General features: G+C 60.6%; 22 protein-coding genes. 13 read left to right on the forward strand and 9 right to left on the reverse strand.

Translation table 11 applies throughout. From position 1 onward, the window contains the following. The first annotated feature begins 1 nt into the window (after position 1). From PMI32_RS16515 to fabI, 4 genes are read left to right on the forward strand one after another with little or no spacing between them, the layout of a single operon-like run. Complete coding sequence (locus PMI32_RS16515) at positions 2–1,075, forward strand: microcin C ABC transporter permease YejB (RefSeq protein WP_008028636.1); 1,074 nt, start codon at positions 2–4, stop codon at positions 1,073–1,075. Position 1,076: 1 nt separating this feature from the next. Beyond that, positions 1,077–2,096 carry an ABC transporter permease gene (locus PMI32_RS16510; RefSeq protein ID WP_008028637.1) on the forward strand — a complete coding sequence of 340 codons (1,020 nt, stop codon included), beginning with the start codon at positions 1,077–1,079 and terminating at the stop codon, positions 2,094–2,096. Between the two features lies 1 nt (position 2,097). Then, the gene (locus PMI32_RS16505; protein ID WP_008028638.1) at positions 2,098–3,708 is read left to right on the forward strand and encodes an ABC transporter ATP-binding protein; all 1,611 of its coding nucleotides are present in this window, start codon (positions 2,098–2,100) and stop codon (positions 3,706–3,708) included. Positions 3,709–3,729: 21 nt separating this feature from the next. Continuing rightward, positions 3,730–4,524 carry an enoyl-ACP reductase FabI gene (fabI, locus tag PMI32_RS16500; RefSeq protein WP_008028639.1) on the forward strand — a complete coding sequence of 265 codons (795 nt, stop codon included), beginning with the start codon at positions 3,730–3,732 and terminating at the stop codon, positions 4,522–4,524. Positions 4,525–4,699: 175 nt separating this feature from the next. Here the strand turns inward: fabI and PMI32_RS16495 are convergent, their stop codons facing one another. Continuing rightward, positions 4,700–5,557 carry a LysR family transcriptional regulator gene (locus PMI32_RS16495; protein ID WP_008028640.1) on the reverse strand — a complete coding sequence of 286 codons (858 nt, stop codon included), beginning with the start codon at positions 5,555–5,557 and terminating at the stop codon, positions 4,700–4,702. 114 nt (positions 5,558–5,671) lie between these two features. On the opposite strand from PMI32_RS16495, the gene PMI32_RS16490 reads away from it, so the two are divergent. Continuing rightward, positions 5,672–6,097, forward strand: a complete 426-nt coding sequence (locus tag PMI32_RS16490) for a VOC family protein (RefSeq protein ID WP_008028641.1) — start codon at positions 5,672–5,674, stop codon at positions 6,095–6,097. 149 nt (positions 6,098–6,246) lie between these two features. Here PMI32_RS16490 and PMI32_RS16485 read toward each other — a convergent pair whose 3' ends face one another. The 5 genes from PMI32_RS16485 to PMI32_RS16470 all read right to left on the reverse strand — a co-directional run bounded on the left by PMI32_RS16485 (position 6,247) and on the right by PMI32_RS16470 (position 11,264). After that, positions 6,247–6,828, reverse strand: a complete 582-nt coding sequence (locus tag PMI32_RS16485) for a GGDEF domain-containing protein (RefSeq protein ID WP_008028642.1) — start codon at positions 6,826–6,828, stop codon at positions 6,247–6,249. A gap of 74 nt (positions 6,829–6,902) precedes the next feature. Beyond that, positions 6,903–7,481 carry a hypothetical protein gene (locus PMI32_RS16480; RefSeq protein WP_008028643.1) on the reverse strand — a complete coding sequence of 193 codons (579 nt, stop codon included), beginning with the start codon at positions 7,479–7,481 and terminating at the stop codon, positions 6,903–6,905. 1 nt (position 7,482) lies between these two features. After that, positions 7,483–9,651 carry a xanthine dehydrogenase family protein molybdopterin-binding subunit gene (locus PMI32_RS16475; RefSeq protein WP_008028644.1) on the reverse strand — a complete coding sequence of 723 codons (2,169 nt, stop codon included), beginning with the start codon at positions 9,649–9,651 and terminating at the stop codon, positions 7,483–7,485. A gap of 15 nt (positions 9,652–9,666) precedes the next feature. Then, the gene (locus PMI32_RS0128820; RefSeq protein ID WP_008038243.1) at positions 9,667–10,122 is read right to left on the reverse strand and encodes a (2Fe-2S)-binding protein; all 456 of its coding nucleotides are present in this window, start codon (positions 10,120–10,122) and stop codon (positions 9,667–9,669) included. Between the two features lie 296 nt (positions 10,123–10,418). After that, complete coding sequence (locus PMI32_RS16470) at positions 10,419–11,264, reverse strand: oxidoreductase (RefSeq protein ID WP_008028646.1); 846 nt, start codon at positions 11,262–11,264, stop codon at positions 10,419–10,421. Between the two features lie 113 nt (positions 11,265–11,377). On the opposite strand from PMI32_RS16470, the gene PMI32_RS16465 reads away from it, so the two are divergent. Beyond that, positions 11,378–12,298: a LysR family transcriptional regulator gene (locus tag PMI32_RS16465; RefSeq protein WP_032828735.1), complete on the forward strand. Its 921-nt coding sequence runs from the start codon at positions 11,378–11,380 to the stop codon at positions 12,296–12,298. A gap of 34 nt (positions 12,299–12,332) precedes the next feature. Here the strand turns inward: PMI32_RS16465 and PMI32_RS16460 are convergent, their stop codons facing one another. Further along, the gene (locus tag PMI32_RS16460; RefSeq protein WP_008028650.1) at positions 12,333–12,581 is read right to left on the reverse strand and encodes a hypothetical protein; all 249 of its coding nucleotides are present in this window, start codon (positions 12,579–12,581) and stop codon (positions 12,333–12,335) included. A gap of 293 nt (positions 12,582–12,874) precedes the next feature. On the opposite strand from PMI32_RS16460, the gene PMI32_RS16455 reads away from it, so the two are divergent. The 4 genes from PMI32_RS16455 to PMI32_RS16440 all read left to right on the forward strand — a co-directional run bounded on the left by PMI32_RS16455 (position 12,875) and on the right by PMI32_RS16440 (position 17,966). After that, a complete protein-coding gene (locus tag PMI32_RS16455) occupies positions 12,875–13,399 on the forward strand; it encodes a sigma-70 family RNA polymerase sigma factor (protein ID WP_008028652.1) in 525 nt (174 codons plus the stop codon). Between the two features lie 4 nt (positions 13,400–13,403). After that, a complete protein-coding gene (locus PMI32_RS16450) occupies positions 13,404–14,387 on the forward strand; it encodes a FecR domain-containing protein (RefSeq protein ID WP_008028655.1) in 984 nt (327 codons plus the stop codon). Positions 14,388–14,490: 103 nt separating this feature from the next. Beyond that, entirely contained in the window at positions 14,491–16,977 is a 2,487-nt protein-coding gene (locus PMI32_RS16445) for a TonB-dependent siderophore receptor (protein ID WP_008028656.1), read from the forward strand. A 155-nt stretch (positions 16,978–17,132) separates the two neighbouring features. Then, the gene (locus tag PMI32_RS16440) at positions 17,133–17,966 is read left to right on the forward strand and encodes an AraC family transcriptional regulator (RefSeq protein WP_008028657.1); all 834 of its coding nucleotides are present in this window, start codon (positions 17,133–17,135) and stop codon (positions 17,964–17,966) included. Between the two features lie 8 nt (positions 17,967–17,974). Here the strand turns inward: PMI32_RS16440 and PMI32_RS16435 are convergent, their stop codons facing one another. Together PMI32_RS16435 and PMI32_RS16430 are read right to left on the reverse strand one after the other, a co-directional pair. After that, positions 17,975–18,562, reverse strand: a complete 588-nt coding sequence (locus PMI32_RS16435; protein ID WP_008028660.1) for a LysE family translocator — start codon at positions 18,560–18,562, stop codon at positions 17,975–17,977. Positions 18,563–18,785: 223 nt separating this feature from the next. Beyond that, the gene (locus PMI32_RS16430; RefSeq protein WP_008028662.1) at positions 18,786–20,117 is read right to left on the reverse strand and encodes an aminotransferase-like domain-containing protein; all 1,332 of its coding nucleotides are present in this window, start codon (positions 20,115–20,117) and stop codon (positions 18,786–18,788) included. Positions 20,118–20,220: 103 nt separating this feature from the next. Here PMI32_RS16430 and PMI32_RS16425 point away from each other — a divergent pair, with 103 nt between their 5' ends. The 3 genes from PMI32_RS16425 to PMI32_RS16415 all read left to right on the forward strand — a co-directional run bounded on the left by PMI32_RS16425 (position 20,221) and on the right by PMI32_RS16415 (position 23,106). Beyond that, entirely contained in the window at positions 20,221–21,117 is an 897-nt protein-coding gene (locus PMI32_RS16425) for a DMT family transporter (RefSeq protein ID WP_008028663.1), read from the forward strand. 92 nt (positions 21,118–21,209) lie between these two features. After that, positions 21,210–21,830: a LysE family translocator gene (locus tag PMI32_RS16420; protein WP_008028666.1), complete on the forward strand. Its 621-nt coding sequence runs from the start codon at positions 21,210–21,212 to the stop codon at positions 21,828–21,830. Between the two features lie 193 nt (positions 21,831–22,023). Then, the gene (locus PMI32_RS16415) at positions 22,024–23,106 is read left to right on the forward strand and encodes a bifunctional transcriptional activator/DNA repair enzyme AdaA (protein WP_032828731.1); all 1,083 of its coding nucleotides are present in this window, start codon (positions 22,024–22,026) and stop codon (positions 23,104–23,106) included. Positions 23,107–23,139: the final 33 nt, after the last annotated feature.

The raw sequence follows: 23,139 nt of genomic DNA on the forward strand, positions 1-23,139 counted from the left end.
GATGCTGGCGTATATTTTTCGGCGACTGCTGCTGATCATCCCGACGTTGCTCGGCATTTTGCTGATCAACTTCGTGATCATCCAGGCCGCCCCCGGCGGGCCGGTGGAACAGATGATCGCCAAGCTAGAAGGTTTCGAAGGCGCCACCAGCCGCATTGCCGGCGGTGGTGCCGAGGTGTCGGTGGCCGGCTCGGCCTATCGTGGCGCCCAGGGTCTGGACCCGGCGCTGGTGAAAGAAATCGAGCACATGTACGGCTTCGACAAATCGGCGCCGGAACGTTTGTGGATCATGGTCAAGAACTACGCCACCCTGGATTTCGGCGACAGTTTCTTTCGCGACGCCAAGGTCATCGACCTGATCAAGGAAAAGATGCCGGTGTCGATCTCCCTCGGGCTGTGGAGCACGCTGATCATGTACCTGGTGTCGATCCCGCTGGGGATCGCCAAGGCCACGCGGCACGGCAGCCACTTCGACGTCTGGACCAGCTCGGCGATCATCGTCGGTTACGCGATCCCGGCGTTCCTGTTCGCCATTTTGCTGATCGTGGTATTTGCTGGCGGCAGCTATTTCGACTGGTTCCCGCTACGGGGCCTGACCTCGAACAACTTCGATGAACTGAGCATGGGCGGCAAGATTCTCGATTACTTCTGGCACCTGGCGTTGCCGGTGACGGCGCTGGTGATCGGCAACTTCGCGACCATGACCCTGCTGACCAAAAACAGCTTCCTCGATGAAATCAACAAGCAGTACGTGGTCACCGCCAAGGCCAAGGGCCTGACCAATCACCGTGTGCTCTACGGCCACGTGTTCCGCAACGCCATGCTGCTGGTGATTGCCGGTTTCCCGTCGGCGTTCATCGGGATTTTCTTCACCGGTTCGTTGCTGGTGGAGGTGATCTTCTCCCTCGACGGACTGGGGCTGATGAGTTTCGAAGCGGCGATCAACCGTGATTACCCGGTGGTCTTCGGCACGTTGTTCATCTTCACCCTGCTGGGATTGGTGGTGAAACTGATCGGCGATCTGACCTACACCTTTGTCGATCCGCGCATCGACTTCGAAAGCCGGGAGCATTGAGATGAACCTGTCCCCTCTCAATCGCCGGCGTTTCGAACTGTTCAAGGCCAACAAACGCGGCTGGTGGTCGCTGTGGCTGTTTCTCGTGCTGTTCGGCCTGAGCCTCGGCGCCGAGCTGATCGCCAACGACAAACCCTTGGTGGTGCATTACGACAACAGCTGGTACTTCCCGGCGCTCAAGCGTTACCCGGAGACTACGTTCGGCGGCGAGTTCCCGCTGGAAGCCAACTACAAGAGCCCGTATATCCGCGAACTGCTCAAGGCCAAGGATGCGTGGGTGCTATGGGCGCCGATTCCCTACAGCTACCAAAGCATCAACTACGACCTGAAAGTCCCGGCACCGGCGCCGCCGTCGACCGACAACCTGCTGGGCACGGACGATCAGGGGCGCGATGTGTTGGCGCGGGTGATTTACGGCTTCCGGATTTCGGTGCTGTTCGCGCTGACGTTGACCATTCTCAGCTCGATCATCGGCGTGATTGCCGGTGCCTTGCAGGGTTTCTATGGCGGCTGGGTCGACCTGGCCGGGCAGCGGTTCCTGGAGATCTGGTCCGGGTTGCCGGTGCTGTATCTGCTGATCATTCTCGCCAGCTTCGTCCAGCCGAACTTCTGGTGGCTGCTGGGGATCATGCTGCTGTTTTCGTGGATGAGCCTGGTGGACGTGGTCCGCGCCGAGTTCCTGCGCGGACGCAACCTCGAATACGTGCGCGCGGCCCGGGCGCTGGGGATGCAGAATGGTGCGATCATGTTCCGCCACATCTTGCCCAACGCGATGGTTTCGACCATGACCTTCATGCCGTTCATCCTGACCGGCGCCATCGGCACGCTGACGGCGCTGGACTTCCTGGGTTTCGGCCTGCCGCCGGGCGCGCCGTCGCTCGGTGAACTGGTGGCCCAGGGCAAATCCAACCTGCAAGCGCCGTGGCTGGGCATGAGCGCGTTTGCGGTGCTGGCGTTGATGTTGAGTCTGCTGGTGTTCATCGGCGAGTCCGCTCGCGATGCCTTCGACCCGAGGAAGTGAAATGAATCAGGACAATCTGATCGAAGTGCGCGACCTGGCCGTCGAATTCGTCGTTGGCGAGCGCTGCCAGCGGGTGGTCGAAGGTGTCAGCTTCGACATCAAGCGCGGCGAAACCCTGGCGTTGGTGGGTGAAAGCGGTTCTGGTAAATCGGTCACCGCACACTCGATCCTGCGCCTGCTGCCCTACCCGCTCGCCCGGCATCCGTCCGGCACCATCGAGTACTCCGGGCAAGACCTGCTGAGCCTGAAAGAGAAAACCATCCGCCACATCCGTGGCAACCGGATCGCGATGATCTTTCAGGAGCCGATGACTTCGCTCAATCCGCTGCACTCGATCGAGAAGCAGATCAACGAAGTTCTCAGCATCCACAAAGGTTTGATCGGCAAAGTCGCGACCAAACGCACGCTGGAACTGCTGGAAATGGTCGGCATTCCGGAGCCCGAGAAGCGCCTGAAAGCCCTGCCCCACGAATTGTCCGGCGGCCAGCGCCAGCGGGTGATGATCGCCATGGCCCTGGCCAACGAGCCGGAGCTGCTGATCGCAGACGAACCGACCACCGCGCTGGACGTGACCGTCCAGCTGAAAATCCTCGAATTGCTCAAGGAATTGCAGACCCGTCTGGGCATGGCATTGTTACTGATCAGTCACGATTTGAACCTTGTGCGAAGAATTGCGCATCGCGTATGTGTCATGCAGCGCGGTTGCATCGTCGAACAGGCATCGTGCGAAGAGTTGTTCCGCGCGCCGCAGCATCCGTACACTCGGGAACTGCTGGCAGCGGAGCCCAGCGGCAAGCCGGCGACCAACGTGATTGGCCCGCCGTTGCTACAGGTCGAGGACCTGAAAGTCTGGTTCCCGATCAAGAAAGGCTTGCTGAAAAAGACCGTCGATCACATCAAAGCGGTGGACGGGATCAATTTCAGCCTGCCTCAGGGACAGACCCTGGGGATTGTGGGGGAAAGCGGTTCCGGCAAGTCGACACTCGGTTTGGCGATTTTGCGGCTGATTGGCAGCAAAGGTGCGATCCGTTTTGAAGGCAAGCAGCTAGACTGCCTGACGCAACAACAGGTTCGGCCGCTGCGTCGGGAGATGCAGGTGGTGTTTCAGGACCCGTTCGGCAGCCTGAGCCCGCGGATGTGCGTGAGCCAGATCGTTGGCGAAGGCCTGCGGATTCACAAGATGGGCACCGAGGCGGAACAGGAACAAGCGATTATTGCGGCACTCAGGGAGGTAGGTCTGGATCCGGAAACCCGGCACCGCTACCCCCACGAATTTTCCGGCGGGCAGCGGCAGAGAATCGCCATTGCCCGGGCATTAGTGCTAAAACCGGCGCTGATTCTGCTGGACGAGCCGACTTCGGCCCTCGACCGGACAGTGCAGCGCCAAGTGGTGGAGCTTTTGCGTTCACTGCAAACCAAGTACAACCTGACGTATCTGTTTATCAGCCATGACCTGGCTGTCGTCAAAGCGCTGAGCCACCAGCTGATGGTGGTCAAGCATGGCCAAGTGGTCGAACAGGGAGACGCGCAAAGTATCTTTGCCGCCCCCCAACATCCGTATACACAGCAGTTGCTGGAAGCCGCTTTCCTGGCACCAGCCACTGCGCAATAACCTGAAAGAGAGGAGCAACACATGGGTTTTCTCGCCGGTAAGCGCGTACTGATCGTCGGTGTCGCCAGCAAGCTGTCCATCGCATCCGGCATCGCTGCCGCCATGCATCGCGAGGGCGCTGAGCTTGCCTTCACTTATCAGAACGACAAACTCAAGGGTCGTGTCGAAGAGTTCGCACAAAGCTGGGGTTCCAACCCGGACCTTTGCTTCCCGTGCGACGTGGCCAGCGATGAAGAAATCGCCAAGGTCTTCGTTGAGCTGGGCAAGAAGTGGGATGGCCTGGACTGCATCGTGCACTCCGTTGGCTTCGCCCCGGGCGACCAACTGGACGGCGACTTCACCGAAGCCACCACCCGTGAAGGATTCCGCATTGCTCACGACATCAGCGCCTACAGCTTCGTGGCTTTGGCCAAAGCTGGCCGCGAAATGATGAAAGGCCGCAATGGCAGCCTGCTGACCCTGTCGTACCTGGGTGCCGAGCGCACCATGCCTAACTACAACGTAATGGGCATGGCCAAGGCTTCGCTGGAAGCCGGCGTACGTTACCTGGCCGGTTCCCTGGGCCCGGACGGCACTCGCGTCAACTGCGTATCGGCTGGCCCGATCCGCACCCTCGCCGCTTCCGGCATCAAGAACTTCCGCAAGATGCTGGCCGCCAACGAAGCGCAAACCCCGCTGCGTCGCAACGTCACCATCGAAGAAGTCGGCAACGCCGGCGCCTTCCTGTGCTCGGACCTGGCGTCCGGCATCAGCGGTGAAATCATGTACGTGGACGGTGGTTTCAACACCACGGCCATGGGCAGCCTCGAAGAGTAATCTTCAGGTAGCCATAAAAAACCCGCCTGGTCAGGCGGGTTTTTTTGTGCCAAAAATTCCAGACCCCACGCAATCCTTGTAGGAGCTGGCTTGCCAGCGATAGCGGTCGTACAGCCAACATTTATAGTGAGACGGACATCGCCATCGCTGGCAAGCCAGCTCCTACAGGGATCATCTATTGGCTCAAGCAGTTGGCAAATAATTGCTGGATCGGCTGCATTCTCTGGCTGTAGCGCTGCAACAGCACAATCTCGCGGTAGAACGTCAGTTCGCCCAACCGGATGATCCGAACCTTCGCGCCATACTCAAGCCACAACCCGGCCTCGGGAAGCAGCGACACACCCAATCCGCATTCAACCATTTTGACGATGGCTTCCAGTTCATCCAGTTCCAAAGCCACCTGCACATCAATCTGCTGCTCACGCAGGAACCGCGTCACCAGGCGCCCACCGAAGGAATTGCGGTCGTAACGCACATGGGGATGGTTCGCGAGGATCTGCAACGGGTCATCACCTTCAAGCTCCGGCGGCACGATCAGCACAAACGGTTCCTTGCGAATGACCTGCGCCGACAACTCCTTGGGCAACTCGAACGGCGGCTTGATCAGGATGGCCAGATCAACCTCCCCGGTATCGACCTGGCTCAGCAGATTCAGCGAAACGCCCGGCACCAGTTTCGGTTCCAGCAACGGCGCTTGCTGGCGTAAGCGCAACAACGCCTGGGGCAGCAACCCGGTCTGGGCCGTGGCCACTGCGCCAATCTTCAACTCGCCGCGGTATTCGCTGACGTCATCGCTGAACGCCATGCGACTGAAGGTTTCCAACATCTCCCGGGCCATCGGCAACGCCCGTTGCCCTGCCGCATTGAGAATCGCCTGACGCCCGGTGCGATCGAACAAACGAATGCCCAGCGCCTGTTCCAGATTGCGCATCTGCGCGCTGACCGCCGACTGCGTCAGGCCGATGTGCATGCCGGCGGCGGCGAATGTGCCGTAGCGTGTAACAGCGATGAAGGTTTTCAGTTCACGCAGCATGACGGTCTCGATTGATCGAAATAATTTGAGCTCGATGCAAAAACTATCGTCTTTCAATCGAAAAGCACAGCGCTAAACTCCACCTCAACCACCGTCAATCTGCGAGGCACAGCGATGCAACTCTCCCCTTTTCACTTGGCCATACCGGTATATGACCTCGCGGCAGCCCGGACTTTTTACCGTGACGTCTTCAGCCTGGAGGAAGGCCGGTCCAGCGACCATTGGGTTGACTTCAACTTCTTCGGCCACCAACTGGTGATTCACCTGGCGCCCAAAAACGCCTCACAGGAAGCGGCGCATACCAACGCCGTGGACGGGCATGACGTGCCGGTGCCGCATTTTGGCGTGGTGCTGGGGATGGATGAGTGGGAGGGTTTGGCTGAACGGCTGAAGGCGCGTGAAACACGATTCGTGATTGAACCGGGCATTCGGTTTCAGGGGTTGGTCGGTGAACAGGCGACGATGTTTTTGTTTGATCCTTGCGGTAATGCGCTGGAGTTCAAAGCGTTCAAAGATATCGGGCAATTGTTTGCCAAGTGAAGATATGGGTGATTTTGAGGGCCTCATCGCGAGCAGGCTCGCTCCCACAGTGGATCTTCGCAGAATACAAAACTTGCATTCGGCACAAATCCTTGTGGGAGTGAGCCTGCTCGCGATGAGGCCCGCTCATACACCACCGAAATTCCAGCCTACTGGTGTAACGCCCTCTCCGCCTCAATCAGCAGTTCATCGATCGAGTGATGCAGATTAATGTCGTACTCGACCTGGCCAATGCTGAAACGAATGTCATAGCCGCGACGCATCGTGGCATTGCGCTCGTCGAGGATTTCTTCGAGTCGCGCCTTGATGGCGCCAATGTCCACGGCGCTTGAACCGGTCAACAAGGCCACAAACTCGTCGTCGCCGAGCCGGCCAATCACATCGTTTTCGCGAAAGGCGATGCGCAGCACGTCGGCAAAGGTTTTCAGGGCGTCATCACCCTCGGCGCGGCCGTACAAATAGTTGATGTGCTTGAAATTATCGAGGTCGAAAAACAGCAGCGTGGCCGGTTTTTCCAGTTGCTGACAGGCGTCCAGCCCCAGTTGGGCCAGTGTCGTGAAGCCGTGACGGTTGGACAGCAGCGTCAACTCATCCATGCTCGCCATCTGCACACCAATCACTTCCTGCTCGGCTTTACGGGCCTGATCACGCAGTAATTGACGCGCTTGCTGGGGCGACAGCAACGGGTCTGCGTTAGCGCCGTGTTTTACCGGTTTGCCTGGGATCAGCATGACTCACTCCATTGGCGGGTATGTTCTTTAGAGTGGTCCATACCCGGTTTGACTCCCGGTTAACGGACCGTCGGTCAACTGCCCACCACCGGACAAGGCCCTCCGGCCTCGGCCCAGCGCTTGAATTGAGTGACGAAGATATCGTGCGGCACCGGCACCGGCGCTCGCCCTTCACCCGGATTCCAGCCCCACAGCACCAATTTGTCGTCGCTGACATGCTTGATCAGCGCGGCGAAATCCCGGTCGCCATTACTGGAGCGGTCCTTGATCATTGCGCACAATTTGTCGGCCGGCAGCCCGATCCAGGCCATTTTGTGCGCCGCAGGCGGCAGGCTCCAGTGCGGTGCACCCGGCGGCGCATGCGGGCCGTAACTGGCCGGCGGATTGCTGTCGGCGTGGCAGGTGGCGCACGGCAAACCGGCTGCGCCCTTGCCGTCCATACCGCGTACGACGTTCATCGCGTGGGGCGTTCCGGCATCGAACTGCAACGGTGAATCACCGGGAATATGGCAGTTCTGGCAGCGCGGGCTCTGAAACACTATCTGCACGGTATCGAAAGCCTTCAACGCTTCTCTATCCTCAGAGAACAGGTCCGTGGCGTAGATCGTCAGGAGGATCAGCACCACTGCGCCCAGAATCAGATGTCGCCTCATCTCACACCCCCGACAGTTGCAAGGGCAGTTCGCGCAACCGTTGCCCGGTCAGGGCAAACACTGCGTTGGCCACCGCCGGCGCCGTGGGCGGCACGCCCGCTTCACCGATGCCGCCGGGTTTGTCGGTGCTGGGCACGATATGCACTTCAACCACCGGCATTTCGTTCAGGCGCAGCACCTGATAGTCGTGGTAATTGGACTGCACCACCTGCCCATTCTTGAAGGTCAGTTTGCTGTGCAGGGTAAAGCCGAGGCCGAAGGTGATGGCCGACTCCATTTGCGCCGCGATGCTCATCGGGTTGACCGCAATTCCGCAGTCCACCGCGCACACCACCCGGTGCACGCGGATCTTCAGGTTGTCCTGGGACACCTCGGCAACCTGCGCGACGTAGCTGCCGAACGACTCATGCACAGCGACACCCAGTGCATGCCCATCCGGTAATGGCGCTGTCCAATTGGCCTTCTCGACCGCCAGGTTCAACACACCCAGATGCCGCGCATGGTCCTTGAGCAAGGTTCGCCGGTACTCCACCGGATCCTTGCCAACCGCCTCGGCCAGCTCATCGATCAACGACTCCATCACGAACGCCGTGTGGGTGTGCCCGACCGAACGCAACCACAACACGGTGATGCCGGTTTTCGGCGAATGCAGTTCCACCTGATGATTGGCCAAGCCCTCGATGTAAGGGCTGTCGACAACGCCTTCGACCGACGTTTTGTCGATACCGTCCTTGACCATGGTGGCCGCAAACGCTGTGCCGTCCATGATCGACTGCCCGACCATCACGTGCTTCCACGCAATCGGCATTCCACTGGCATCCAGGCCGATACGCGCCTGATGCAGGAACGCCGAGCGGTAATAGCCGCCACGAATGTCGTCCTCACGCGACCACACCGTTTTCACCGGGTCGCCCGCCGCCTTCGCAACCTCCACGGCCTCAGCGACAAAGTCCGAAGTCGGGTTGGCCCGCCGGCCGAAACCGCCGCCCAGAAACTCGGTATGAATCTCGACCTGCTCGGGTTTGAGCCCGGTTATTTTTCCCGCGATCATCTGATCCAGCGTCTGGAACTGCGTACCGGTCCAGATTTCGCATTTGTCCTGGGTGATTTTCACCGTGCAATTGAGCGGTTCCATCGGTGCATGAGCCAGGTACGGCACGCTGTACTCGACGTCAATCGCCTTTGCGGCCTTGCGCAAAGCACCCTGCGCATCCCCGGCCTTGCTGGCCGACGTGCCTGGCGTGGCGGCGAGTTTGCGAAAGCTCTCCAACAGGTGTTGGCTGTCGAGCCCGGTGTTCGGCCCCAGATCCCAATCGACCTTCAGCGCATCGCGCCCCAGTTTCGCCGCCCAGTAATGATCGGCAATCACCGCGACGCCCGTCGGCACCTGCACCACTTTGTGCACGCCCGGGATCTCCAGCGCTTGCGCGCCTTCAAAGGATTTGACGCTGCCGCCGAACACCGGCGCACGGGCAACCATCGCGGTCATGAGTCCGTCGAACTGCACGTCCATCCCGAATTTGGCTCGCCCGGTGATTTTCTCAGGAGTGTCCAGGCGCTTGGTCGGTTTGCCGATGACCTTCCAGTCTTTCGCCTCCTTGAACTTGATCGATGCCGGGTCCGGTGCCGGCAGTTTGCCCGCGTCATCGGCCAGTTCGCCGTACGTGGCGCGGTTGTCGCCGGCAATGACCACACCCGACTCGGTGCGAATATCCGAAGGCGCGACATTGAAGCGCTTGGCGGCGGCTTCGATCAGCATCAACCGCGCCGCTGCGCCCGCCTGACGGTAGCGATCGAATTCCATCCAGGTCGAGGTCGAACCGCCAGTGATTTGCATCCCGCCAAACCCGGCCAGACCATAGTCGGGGGCCGACGCCGGGGCGTGTTCGACGCGGATTTTCGACCAGTCGGCGTCCAGTTCTTCGGCGATCAGCATGGTCAGGCCGGTCCAGATGCCCTGGCCCATTTCAGAATGGCCGAGCAGCACGGTGACGCTGTTGTCGTTACCGATTCGTAAAAATGCATTGGGCGCGAAGACGTTGCCCTGATTCTCGGCGCCCATGGCAAAACGGTGGGCGCCGGGGATGACAAAGGCGATCACCAGCCCACCGCCCAGCACTGCGCTGCCCTTGAGAAAACCACGGCGCGATAACGGATTGATGCTGTTCATGACGCATGCCTCCCATCAACCGATGTCGGCGGCGCGTTTGACCGCGGCACGAATCCTCGGGTAGGTGCCGCAGCGGCAGATGTTGCCGGAGAGCGCCTGGTCGATGTCGCTGTCGGTGGGTTTGGGGATCTTCGCCAGCAGCGCCGCCGCCGACATGATCTGCCCGGACTGGCAGTAGCCGCACTGGACCACATCGAGTTCGGCCCAGGCTTGTTGCACCGGGTGCGAACCGTCGGTGGACAGGCCTTCAATGGTGAGGATTTTTTGCCCATGGGCCACTGCCGTGGCGGGCGTGATGCAGGAGCGCAGCGGCGCCCCGTCGACATGCACGGTGCAAGCGCCGCACTGAGCCATGCCGCAACCGAATTTGGTGCCGGTCAGGTGCGCGACATCGCGCAGGACCCAAAGCAGCGGCATGTCCGCAGGGACATCCAGTGCCTGATCCTTGCCATTGATGTTGAGGGTCAGCATGGCGAATTCCTCAGACTCACGGCCCATGCAGGAGCGCTGTTTGCTCGCGAAGGCGGTGTGACAGACGACTTCCATGTCAAATGACACGGCCCCTTCGCGAGCAAGCTTCGCTCCTACAGGTAGCGCTGTTTGGGTTATCCCTATAGCTAAGCGCAAATTGCCGGGCGAGACCGGTTCATCGACCGCCGGTACTCTCAAAACCACCTCAAACCTGTAGGAGCCAGCTTGTTGGCGAAGCGGTTTTATGGCCGCAGCCGCTTCGCCAGCAAGCTGGCTCCTACAGGTTGCGTCGGGGCTTAGAAATCGGTGGACACCGACACTTCGCGCCAGGCCTGCAACTCACCGGCGACAAAGGCGTTCTTGGCTTCGATCGCCTCGACGCAGTCACTGCCCAGCGGCAGGCGCAGCGGTGCTTTTTGCGCTTCCACCAGGGTGATCATGACCTGGGCCAGTTTGTCCGGATCACCGGGCTGATTCAGGGTCACGGCCTTGGCAATCTTGCGTACTTCGCCCGCAGTGCCGTCGTAGTCGGCAATCGAGGACGGCGATTCGACCAGCGAATTGCCTTCGAGAAACTCCGTGCGGAAATAGCCCGGTTCAACGATGGTGACCTTGACGCCCAGCGGCTCCAGCTCGGCATACAGCGCTTCACTCAAGCCTTCGACGGCGAATTTGGTCGAGCAGTAAACACCGAATCCCGCCCCGGACCTGTAACCCCCCACCGATGACAGGTTGATCACATGCCCGCTGCGAGCGGCGCGCATGTACGGCAGGACGGCACGAGTGACGTTCAACAAACCGAAGACATTGGTTTCGTACACGCGGCGTACTTCATCGGCAGTGGCTTCTTCTACTGCACCGAGCAAACCGAAACCGGCGTTGTTGACCAGCACGTCGATGCGTCCGAAGTGCTCGATGGCGGCTTTTGCGACCGCAACGCTTTGCGCTTCGTCAGTGACATCGAGGGTGACGGCCAGCAAACCGGGTTGATCGCCAAAACGCTGAGTGATGCTGTTGGCATCGCGGGCGGTGGCAACCACCGCGTCACCGTTGGCCAGCGCAGCGGCGGCGATTTTTGCGCCGATACCGCGAGAAGCGCCCGTGATGAGCCAGATACGTTTGAAGTTATTGGAGGTAGTCATGAGTGTGTTCCTTGTGTGCAGTGGGGGTAGGCACAAGGTACGCAGGAAGATTGCCCGGAAAAATGCCCTCGTGTTACAAGCACTATGAAACGCTCTTTCATAATGGCACCGCGATGAATCACGATCCTTTCGATGGCTTGACCGAGTTTCTGGCGGTGGCCGAGCACAAGAGTTTCACCCTCGCCGCGACGCGGTTGGCGGTCACCCCCACCGCTGTCAGCCATGCGATCAAATTGCTCGAGCGCCGTACGGGCGTGTTGCTATTCCAGCGCACCACACGCCGGGTGGCGTTGACTGAAGCCGGGGCCAGCCTGTTTGCGCGGTTGCGTCCTGCGGCCAGTGAAATCGATGAAGCGCTGGCGGTACTCAGCGGCTTTCGCGATCAGCCCATGGGCACGCTGCGCCTCACTGCACCGAGGCTGTCCGGGGCCTTGTTGATGGAGCCGCTGATTCCGCTGTTTCGCGAGGCTTATCCGCAAGTCACCCTCGACATCTCCCTCGATGACGCCACGGTGGACCTGATGGCTGGCGGTTTTGATGCCGGTATCCGCCTGGGCGAATCCATCGAAAAAGACATGGTCGCGGTGCGCCTCACGCCGGATCTGCAATGGTCGGTGGTGGGTGCGCCGGAGTACTTCGCCAAGGCAGGCAAACCGGCCAGCCCTGAGGACCTGACCCGTCATCAATGCATCGGCTTTCGCTTTTCGACCTCGGGGAGCGCACACCGCTGGGAGTTTCGCCGCGAGGGGCGCGATTTTACGGTGGGTGTCGAGGGCGGCGTGATCGTCAATGACCGAAGGCTGCTGGTGGCGGCCGCCCGTAGCGGTTCGGTCCTGGCGTATGCCTGCGATCTGGAAATCGCCGATGAGTTGGCGGACGGCCGACTGGAGCGGGTGCTGCAGCCGTTCGTGCCACTGAGTTCGGCGCTGTACCTGTATTTCCCCAGCAGAACCCAGACTCAACCGAAGTTGCGCGCCTTTATCGACCTGGCCACCCGCTGGATCGCCGAACAGGGTGGTCTGGGACGAGGCTAGAGCCTCGGTACAAACAAAATGCCGGTCTGATGCCTCAAACCGCTGCGATGACCAAACCCTTGCCCATCCGATGCTGGGCCAGCAGGCGCATGACATAGCCAATCTTGATCAGGGTCGGCCCGATGATGGTCATGGCATGCATCGCGACCAACACCACGATTGGCAGGTGTCCGGCGTAGAGATAAGCGCCGTAGATGCCTGCCAGCAACAGCGCCAGGCCCGCGCCCAACATGTTGCTAGACAGGTGCAAGACATTCTGAGGATTGCTGAAGTAAGCGAACATATTTCCGTACTCCCGAATCAGACCAGTTGTACGTTTATTACTTCAGGTTTCGTGCCAGCTTTTTAAGCTATAAAAATCAACACGCTACGACGAACGCAGTCAATTTGACCTGACGCCATAACAGTCAATACGACTACGGCAAGAGTCAATTTGACTTCACCAAGGCCTTCGGCCTGTCCATACACCCTAAAAGCAAACCAATATCATTTGCACGCAGCTGAACCTTTTGTTTTAATCGCGACCAATTCTTATTTGCACCAACGGCGCCTGTCGCCCATGGATATCTGTTCACGATGATGGTCGCCGATTCTTCCAGCGTTCAGAACCTCTACGTCGCTCATCACCGCTGGCTGCATGAGCTGCTGCGTCGGCGCTTGAGCAATGCGTTCGATGCTGCCGACCTGGCCCATGACACCTTTATCCGCGTGCTCAAACGCCCTCAAGTGTTCGATTGCGAAAGTCGCGAGCGCTCCTACCTGGCGACCATTGCCCGTGGCTTATGCATCGATCACTGGCGCCGTCGGCAGCTGGAACAGGCGTGGCTGGAAACGCTGGCTGCACGCCCGCAGGCGGTTCAACCGTCGCCGGAACAACGGGCAATCATCGTCGAGACCTTGTATGAAGTGGACGCCATGCTGCTGCGCCTGCCAAAGAATGTGCGCGACGCGTTCATCCTCGCCCAGTTGCATGGCCTGCCCTACCGCGCCATCGCCGAAGAAATCGGCGTGTGCGAACGCATGGTGAAAAAGTACCTGGCACAGGCGCTGATGCACTGCGCGATGCTTGAGGCCGAACTCGATGGCCTGTTGATCGAGTAGCGCCATGCCCGCCGCCTCTTCCAACTCGATCAGCCATGCCAGCCTCGAACAAGCGGCGCAATGGTATGTGCAACTCAACGATCAGCACGTCGGCGATCAGGAACGTCAGCGCTGGCAAGCCTGGCTGGCGCAAAGTGGCGATCATCAAGCGGCCTGGCGCTATGTCGAGCGTGTTGGCCAGCGCTTCGCCGCGCTGCAAGATGATCACCCGCAGGCCGCCGGTCTTGTGCTGCGTAATACCGCGCGCTCGCCGATCAGCCGTCGGCAGACAGTCAAGAGCCTGCTCATTCTCGCATCGGGCGGGCTACTGGGCTGGAACGCCTGGCGGGAATCTTCGCTGCCGGACGCTCTGGGTCGATGGACCGCCGATCTTTCTACGGGCACCGGCGAAACCCGGGAAAGCCTCCTGAGCGATGGCAGCCGCATCTGGCTCAACGCCCTCAGCGCGCTGAATGTGCGTTTCGACACCACGCAACGCCTGTTGCTGTTGAGTGCCGGGGAAGTGTTGATCGATACCGCCAAGGACAGCAGCCGAGCCTTTCTGGTGCAAACCACCGAAGGCCGGATGCGCGCGCTCGGCACTCGTTTCAGCGTGCGCCAGGAACAACAGCGGACATTGCTGAACGTCTATGAAGGCGCGGTCGAAGTTCGAACCACGGCGGGCCAGGTGCAGGTGGTCGAGGCCGGACGACAATTGGCGTTCACGCAAAACCACACGCCGCCTTCCACCGAAGCAGCGGCGGGCCGCGAAGCCTGGCGCCGTGGTCTGTTGCTGGCGGACAACCTGCCGCTGGGGCAGTTGATCGAAGAATTGAGCCGCTACCGACCGGGGCATCTGGCGTGCGACCCGGCCATCGCCGGTTTGCCGGTGATGGGTTCATTTCCGCTCAAGGACACCGATCAAGCCTTGCGCCTGCTGGAAGCGGCGCTACCAATACGCGTCGAAAAAACCATGAACTGGTGGGTCAACGTCGCGCCAAAAGCGTGAACCAAAGATATTTCAACGCCACAGTTCCCTTTTTGGTTTTTCGTTCGGTTAACCCTGTGAAGCACTTCAATTGCCGCTCGATCTGATTCCAGGGAACACCCTTTTGCGCGACTCCTTCGCTCGCACTCGTTTTGCCTTGCGTCCGTTGGCACTGGCCCTTCCGGTCGCGCTACTGAGTCTTGCCCCGGCCCTCGCCCACGCCAAAACAGCCAGCACCAGTGAACAGCCCACCCGCCAGAAGCGTTATTACACGATCGCTGCCGGCTCGTTGGTCAGCGCACTCAACCGTTTCGCCGAACAGGCGGGGATATTCCTCGCCGGCCGCAACGATCTGACGAGTGATAAATACAGCCCGGGGCTTGAAGGCGAATTCACCGTGCAACAGGGCTTGCAGCGACTGTTGCAAGGCAGTGGCTTGCAAGCCCAGCCTCAGGGCGACCGCGGCTATGTCCTGCAGGTTGCCCCCGCAGCGGATGGGCCGCTGGAACTGGACACCACCAACGTTTCCGGCCGGGCGCTCGGCGCCATCACCGAAGACAGCCACGCCTACACCCTCGGATCGACCTCTTCAGCCACCGGGCTGTCGCTGTCCTTGCGTGAAACCCCGCAGTCGGTGTCGGTCATCACCCGCCAGCAATTGGACGACCAAGGCTCCACCAGCATCGCCGACGCCCTGCGCCGTGTGCCCGGCGTCAGTGTGCAGAACTACGACAGCGAGCGGTGGGAGTTTTCCAGCCGTGGCCTGCCGATCACCAACTTCCAGTACGACGGTGTCAACACCGACTACGACGGCGTCTACGATTACGGCACCACCAGCACCGACATGGCGACCTTCGATCGCGTCGAGATCATCAAGGGCGCCACCGGGTTGATGACCGGCTCAGGGGATCCTTCGGCCACCGTCAACCTGATCCGCAAGCGCCCGACCAAAGCATTCACGGCCTCGATCACCGGTGCTGTCGGCTCCTGGGACAACTATCGCAGCACCGGCGACATTGCCGGCCCGCTGACCGAGAGTGGCAACGTGCGCGGGCGTTTCGTCGGGGCGTATCAAGACCGCAGCGCGTACCTGGACAACTACCGCAACACCCGCGACATCGCCTACGGAATCCTCGAAGCCGACCTGACGCCGGGCACTCTCGTGACCTTCGGTATCGACCAGCAAAATACCCGCTCCCGTGGCGCCAGCTGGACCGGTTTCCCGATGTACAACAGCGACGGTTCGCGCACGCATTTTTCCCGTTCGTTCAACCCGGCTACCGACTGGAGCCGCCGCGACTTCACCAACCAGACGATCTTTGCCTCGGTGGAACAGCAACTGGTGAATGACTGGAAGCTGAAGGTCAGCTACGACCGCAAGCATCGCCAGCACGACACCTTCCTCGCCTCGGCCAGCGGCGGCAATCCGGACCCGCTCACTGGTAACGGCATGTTCATGTACATGGGCCGGTTCAAGGGCGATCAGTTGCAGGACAACCTCGACGTCAATTTCACCGGCCCGTTCAGCCTGCTGGGTCGCGAGCATGAGTTGATCGCCGGTTTCATGTCGATGCACACGCGCCAGGACATTCCGGTGCACGGTTCGGTCTATCCGCCCCTCGACGGCAGCATCTTCGACTGGCGCGGCGAGTTCGCGAAACCGGACATTGCCAGGGTCGGCGACAACGACATCGACCAGCGCCAGACCGGTGCCTACCTGGCCACCCGGCTCAAGCCAACCGACGACCTGGCGGTGATCCTCGGCGCCCGGGTCAGCCGCTTCACTGCCAGCGATGAGCTGGACTACAGCGCCCCGACCACCAAGGATGTGCGCGACAGCTATCGCCAGACCGGCGTGGTCACCCCGTATGCCGGGCTGGTCTACGACCTCGACGATATCTGGTCGGTGTACACCAGCTACACCAGCATCTATCAGCCGCAGATGAGCAAGGATGCCGAGCGCAAACTGCTCGACCCGGTGGAAGGCGACAGCTACGAGGCCGGGCTCAAGGCCGAATTCCTTGACGGGCGCCTGAATGCCAGCTTCGCGGTGTTCCGCATCGAGCAAGACAACGTTCCCGAGTACGTCAGCGGTGTCGATACCGAATCGGTGTACCGCCCGGTGCAAGGCGCGACGACCAAAGGCTTTGAAGTCGAAGTGGCGGGTGAAGTGATGGAAGGCTGGAATCTGTCGGCCGGCTACAGCTACAACCACACCCGCGATGCCAAGGGCGATTACGTCTACGGCTCGATCCTGCAAACCACCGCGCCGGAACAAGTGGTTCGGGTGTTCAGTACCTACCGGCTGTCAGGGGCACTGGAAAAACTCACCGTCGGCGGCGGGGTGAACTGGCAGAGCGAGTTCTTCGGCAATGTGTTCCAGCCCAACCCCAACGACCCGGTCAACTTCGGCCAGTCTTCGACAATCACCCAGCAAAGCTATGCCCTGGTGGACGTCATGGCGCGTTACCGCTTCAACGATCACCTGAGCACCACGCTGAACGTGAAGAACCTCTTCGACCAGACCTATTACACCGGGCTCGGTAACTTTGGTACCGGGTTCTACGGTGAGCCTCGCAACGTGCAACTGACCACCCGCTGGGATTTCTGATTGGTAACTTGTCGATCTGCGGTATTCCCGGACCACTACAGGCTGTCTACGCTGAACGTTCAGCACATCAAAAAACTCGACATCACTGCACTGCAACGAGCCTTTGACGGCGAGAGCTAATACACTCCGGTGCTGACCTGCCGAGGACACCGACGATGAAGCCCACCGCTGGCAAAGACGCTGACAAGGCCCCCCGCTTCTGGCGCGACGATGCCCTGCCCTTCATTGAGGCCCGCTCCATCGCCGATGGGCGCGAGGTCTGTTACACCCGGCATGCCCACGAGCACTTTTCCATCGGTGCGATTACCGCTGGGCGCAGTACCTATATCCATGAACAATCGGAATTTGAGGTCAGCGCCGGCACTGTGGTGCTGATGAATCCCGGCGACGTCCACGCCTGCAATCCGATCGACGACCAGCCGTGGTCGTACTTGATGTTGTACGTCGATACGCCGTGGCTCACCGACTTGCAGCATCAGCTCGGGTTCGGCAGCGACTTGGCGTTTCGGCGGTTTTCCATCACCCATACGTCTGACGCCAGCCTGTTTGCCGGCCTGAAGGCGTTGTTCGAAACACTGGTCGACAGCGAGCAGGACGTGTTGAGCAAACACAGCGCGGCGGTCGAGTTTTTCACCGAAGTGCAGCAACGACTCAACCCCGGCGATCAACCGCTACGCGAGCCCAATTTCAAACTGGAGCGCGCAGCTGACTACATCCGCGACAACTGCACGCAAATGCTCAAGCTCGAAGACATTTGCGACGCTGCGCAACTGTCGCCGTCCTACCTGATCCGCGCCTTCAAACAGCATTACGGCATGACGCCCCACGCGTTCCTGGTCAACCGACGCATCCAGTTTGCCCAGGATCGACTGCGCAGCGGCAAGCTGATCGCCGACGTGGCGCTGGAAGCCGGGTTTGCCGATCAGGCGCATTTTCAGCGGGCGTTCAAACAGCATCTGGCGGCGACACCGGGGCAGTATCGCGGCTGAATGATCGATCAGGGCAGCAACAGGTAAATCGCACTCATCGCCAGCAACAACGCCATGATCCGGTTGAACACGCGCATCCCCGCCGGATTGTTCAGATAGCCGCGCAGAAAAGTCCCGGCGTACGCCCAGCATCCGATGGACAGGTAGCAGATCACCAGATACACCGCGGCAAACTGCCAGACCAGCCGCGCCTCGCCATCGGCGACAAACGCGCCCATGCCGGCGACGCAGGCCAGCCAGGCTTTCGGATTGAGCCACTGCATGACCGCGCCGTACACCATCGACGGCGCCCGCCCCGACTCCTTCGCGTCGAGTTGCCCGTTGTCCGCCGCCAGTTTCCACGCCATGAACAACAGAAACGCCACGCCGGCCAGTTGCACGACCCGCGTCAGCGCCGGCCATGCCTGCAACAGTTCATGCAGCCCCAACCCCATCAACACCAACAGCAACACAAAACCCAGCGTTGCGCCGGCCACGTGGCGCTGACTGGCGCGAAAACCGAACTGCGCGCCGGAACTCAACGCAACAATGTTGACCGGCCCCGGCGTAATCGAAGCCACCAGCGCAAACGCCGCCATCGAAATAATCAGACTCATTGCATACCTTCTTCAATTCAGTTGAACCAGGCCTCACGGTAAGGCGCGGGCTGGTCCGCGTATTGAAGAAAACTGCCCACTGACGGGCATGGTTAAACACGTCCCCTTGTGGGAGCGGGCTCGCCCGCAATGAACCTGAGGGCGACGCGATTAGCCAGGAAGTCCGCGTTATCGTTAACGTTCATCGCGAGCAAGCTCGCTGCCACAGGAGGTCGTGGTTGTCTCAGGAATACGCGCCGACCACCCGCTTCACTTTGATCAACGCTTGTCGAAGCGAATCCATGTCCACCGACCCCAGCGCCAACCGGATCGCATGCGGCACGTGGACAGAGGTTGCAAAAGGTTCGGCGGTGGAGACGGCGACTTGCTCGTGCATCAGCTCGACGGCGATCTGGTCCGCTCTGGCATCTTCCGCCAGAGGCAACCAAAGAAAGTACGAAGAGGGATGAGTCATGCAGCGCAGTCCTTTCAACAGCTCGGCGGCCATGGCTTGCCGGGCCTGTGCGTCTGCACGCTTTTGCGCTTCCAGCTGGCTTACGGTTCCATCGTCGAGCCATGCGCAGGCAATCGCCGTCATCACGCCGGGAGTGTTCCAGGTGGTTGCCCTGATTGCGCGCTCCAGTGCAGGCACCTTTTCCAATGGTGCGGCAACGAAGCCAACGCGCAGACCCGTCGCGACATTCTTGGAGAACCCCGACACGTAGACGGTCCGTTCCGGCGCCAACTCGGCTAACGGTGCCGGGGCATCTTCGACGAGGAAGGCATACGCGGCGTCTTCAATGATCAACAGGTCATGCTGGCGCGCAATCGACACAAACTGGTTGCGCCACTGAGCGTCCATCACCCATCCCAGCGGATTGTGCAACGTTGGCATGGCGTAGACGGCCCGCACCGACCGTCGCCGGCAAAGCGCTTCCAACGCATCGAGATCAGGCCCGGTGTCCGTGGCGGGAATAGGCACGATTTCCAGGTGCAGCGATTCGGCCAGCACCTTGAAACCGGTGTAGGTCAACGCATCCGCCGCGATCACATCGCCCGGCTTGAGCAACGCCATCATCGTCACCGCCAATCCGTGTTGAGCACCGCTGACGATCAACACCTGCTCAGCCTGCACGCTCAACCCGCGCGACGCCAGATGGTTCGCAATCGATGCCCGCTCATGCAGGCGCCCGGCATGGGGCTGATAGCGTAGATGGGATTCAAGGTCGCCGGATAACGCCAACTGACGCAAGGCAGTTCGCAACAAGTCAGCCTGACCGGGTAATGACGGGTAGTTGAAATTGAGATCGGCCATGCCCACGGCCACCACGTGCTGACTGACGCCCTGACCGGGCGGAAGCGACGTCTCCCTGACAAACGTGCCCCGCCCCGTTTCGCCACTGACCAGGCCCATCGCCTCAAGCTCCGCGTAAACGCGGCTGGCGGTGACCAGCGCCAAACCGTGCTCGGCGGCGAGCTGACGATGAGTTGGCAGACGCGTACCGGGCGGCAAATGTCCTGAACGGATGTCTGCGGCAAAGGAGTCGACCAGCGACTTGTAGCGCAAGCGAGGCATAGGGTGATGTATCCATGACAATTCTTTGATTGTCTTAATACTCGGTCATACGATGCGTTCAAGGCAACCCGCCGTTTAAACCATCAGTCGAGTGTGACCCTCAATGGAACGAGTATCGAACCTGAACACCCAGCACCGGGAAACTACCACCAGCGGCTGGCTCAACGGACTGATCGGCGTGGTGATCTTCAGCGGCTCGCTGCCCGCCACGCGGGTCGCGGTGCTGGAATTCGATCCGGTGTTCCTGACCGTCGCCCGGGCCACCATCGCCGGGGTGCTGGCGCTGTGCCTGTTGTGGTTGTTCAAGGAAAAACGTCCGGAGCGCAGCCAGCTATTGCCGCTGGTCATCGTGAGCCTGGGCGTGGTGGTCGGGTTTCCACTGTTGACCGCGCTGGCGTTGCAATACGTGACCTCGGCGCATTCGATAGTCTTCGTGGGTCTGTTGCCGCTCGCGACCGCCGTGTTCGGCGTGATCCGCGGTGGTGAGCGTCCCCGGCCGGTATTCTGGTTTTTCTCGGTTCTGGGCAGTCTGCTGGTGGTGGGATTTGCCGCGTCGCAAGGCCTGACCGCTTCGCCAGAAGGTGACCTCTTGATGCTGGCAGCCATCCTGGCCTGCGGCCTCGGTTATGCCGAGGGGGCGAAGCTGTCCAGAACACTGGGCGGCTGGCAGGTGATTTGCTGGGCGCTGGTGTTGTCATTGCCGGTGATGGCGGTGATGACCTGGTGGCTCACGCCCGTTTCGTTTTCGGGGATCAGCACGCCAGCGTGGTTCAGCCTCGGTTATGTGTCGCTGTTCAGCATGCTGATCGGTTTTGTGTTCTGGTATCGCGGGCTGGCGCAAGGCGGGATTGCTGCTGTGGGGCAGCTGCAATTGCTACAGCCATTTTTTGGACTGGCGCTGGCGGCGACGTTGCTTCATGAGCAGGTCAGCATTGGCATGCTGGCGGTCACCGTGGCGGTGATTCTGTGCGTGGCGGGGGCGAAGAAGTTCGCGAAGTAAGCGATTGTACGGGGCGTGCCGTTCGCCACTGTACGGGTCAAGCCGCACGGCACCTGTGGTAAAAATATCGCTCTCGCTTCTGGAGCCGAATCATGGACCTCGCCACCCTCTCCCTCTTTCTCCCGGCCTGTTTCGCCCTGAACATGGCCCCCGGCCCGAACAACCTGCTATCGGTCAGCAACTCGACGCGCTACGGCTATCGCACGGCGTGTGTCGCGGGTATCGGTCGACTGTTGGCGTTCGCCGGGATGATCGCCCTCGCCTCGGCAGGCCTGGCGGTGGTGCTGCAAACGTCGGAGTTGTTGTTCTACGGGATCAAGATTATCGGCGCGGCGTACCTGTTCTACCTCGCGTGGCAATTGTGGCGCGCGGATCCGGGGACGGAAAACGTGGTGACGGGCGCTCCGGCGGGGATGCTGACATTGGCACGACAGGAGTTTCTGGTGGCGGCCGGCAACCCGAAAGCGATCCTGATCTTCACCGCCTTCCTGCCCCAGTTTGTCGACCCGGGTCAGGCCGTGACGCCACAGTTCGCGGTGCTGGGCGCGTTGTTCCTGATGCTGGAATGGATCGCCATCGGCGCCTACGCCTACATGGGCCTGCACATGCGTCGCTGGTTCGCCAAGCCTCGGGGCAAGCGGATTTTCAACCGGTGCTGCGCGGGGTTGTTGTCGGCGGCGGCTTCGGTGTTGCTGATGGCGCGTCGTGCCTGAATAGACGGCGACCTAACTGTGGGAGCGGGCTTGCTCGCGAAGAGGGAGTGTCAGTCGAAACATATGTTTGATGACACACCGACTTCGCGAGCAAGCCCGCTCCCACAATGTCCGACCAGCAATAGACCAACAGTAGTAATTCGCTGTCGATTTTCCGGTGGAGGCCTGAGGCCCCGAGCCCTATGCTCAACCCATGAACCTACAAAACGCGATGCTTCCGCCCCACGCCGAGATGGTTCGCGCCATGCTCGAACGAGACACCACCTACGAGGGGGTGTTTTTTACTGCGGTCAAAACCACCGGCATCTTCTGCCGCCCCAGCTGCACGGCGCGCAAGCCGAAACCGGAGAACGTCGAGTTCTTCGCCCATGCCGATGACTGCCTGTCTGCCGGCTACCGCGCCTGCCTGCGATGCAAGCCGCTGGACGCGGCTGCCATCGCGCCGGACTGGGTGCAGAAGTTGCTCAAATCGGTGGACGCCGACCCCGAGCTGCGCTGGACCGATGCCCAGTTGCTGGCTGAAGGCATCGAGCCACTGAAACTGCGGCGCTGGTTCAAGCAGCATTTCGGCATGACGTTCCACGCGTGGCTGCGCACCCGACGCCTCGGCATGGCGCTGGGCGGGATCAGACAGGGCGATTCCATCGACAGCGCGGCGTTCGATTCCGGCTACGAATCCCTGAGCGGGTTCCGCGATGCCTTTCAAAAATCCTTTCACATTACCCCTGGTCGTGCGGCCAACAGCGAGCCCCTGCTGTTCACGCGCCTGACCACGCCGCTAGGGCCAATGATCGCCATGGCCGAACGGCGCGGTCTGGTGCTGCTGGAATTTCTCGACCGGCCGGCACTGACCCGGGAAGTCGAAGCCCTGCAGAACCGTCATGGCTATGCCGTAGCACCGGGGCACAACGCACACCTGCAGCAAATCGAAACAGAACTGGCGCAGTACTTCGCTGGCAAATTGACTGAATTCAAGGTGCCGTTGCATCTGCCCGGCACTGAATTCTCCCGACAGGTCTGGGCCGAACTGGCGAAAATCCCCTATGGCCAGACCAGTACCTACGGCACCATTGCCGCGTTGTTGGGCAAACCCGGTGCCAGCCGCGCCGTGGGCCTGGCCAATGGGCACAACCGGATTTCGATTGTCTTGCCTTGCCATCGGGTGATCGGCGCGGACGGCTCATTGACGGGCTATGGTGGAGGACAACCGCGCAAGGCGTTTCTGCTCAGGCTGGAAAACGCTGCGGTGCAGGTCACACGACAACTCGCGTTCTGACGATTCGCTGTTTTTCAAAAGGAAGGAAATTCG

The organism is Pseudomonas sp. GM60, from assembly GCF_000282415.1.
Lineage (GTDB): Bacteria > Pseudomonadota > Gammaproteobacteria > Pseudomonadales > Pseudomonadaceae > Aquipseudomonas > Aquipseudomonas migulae.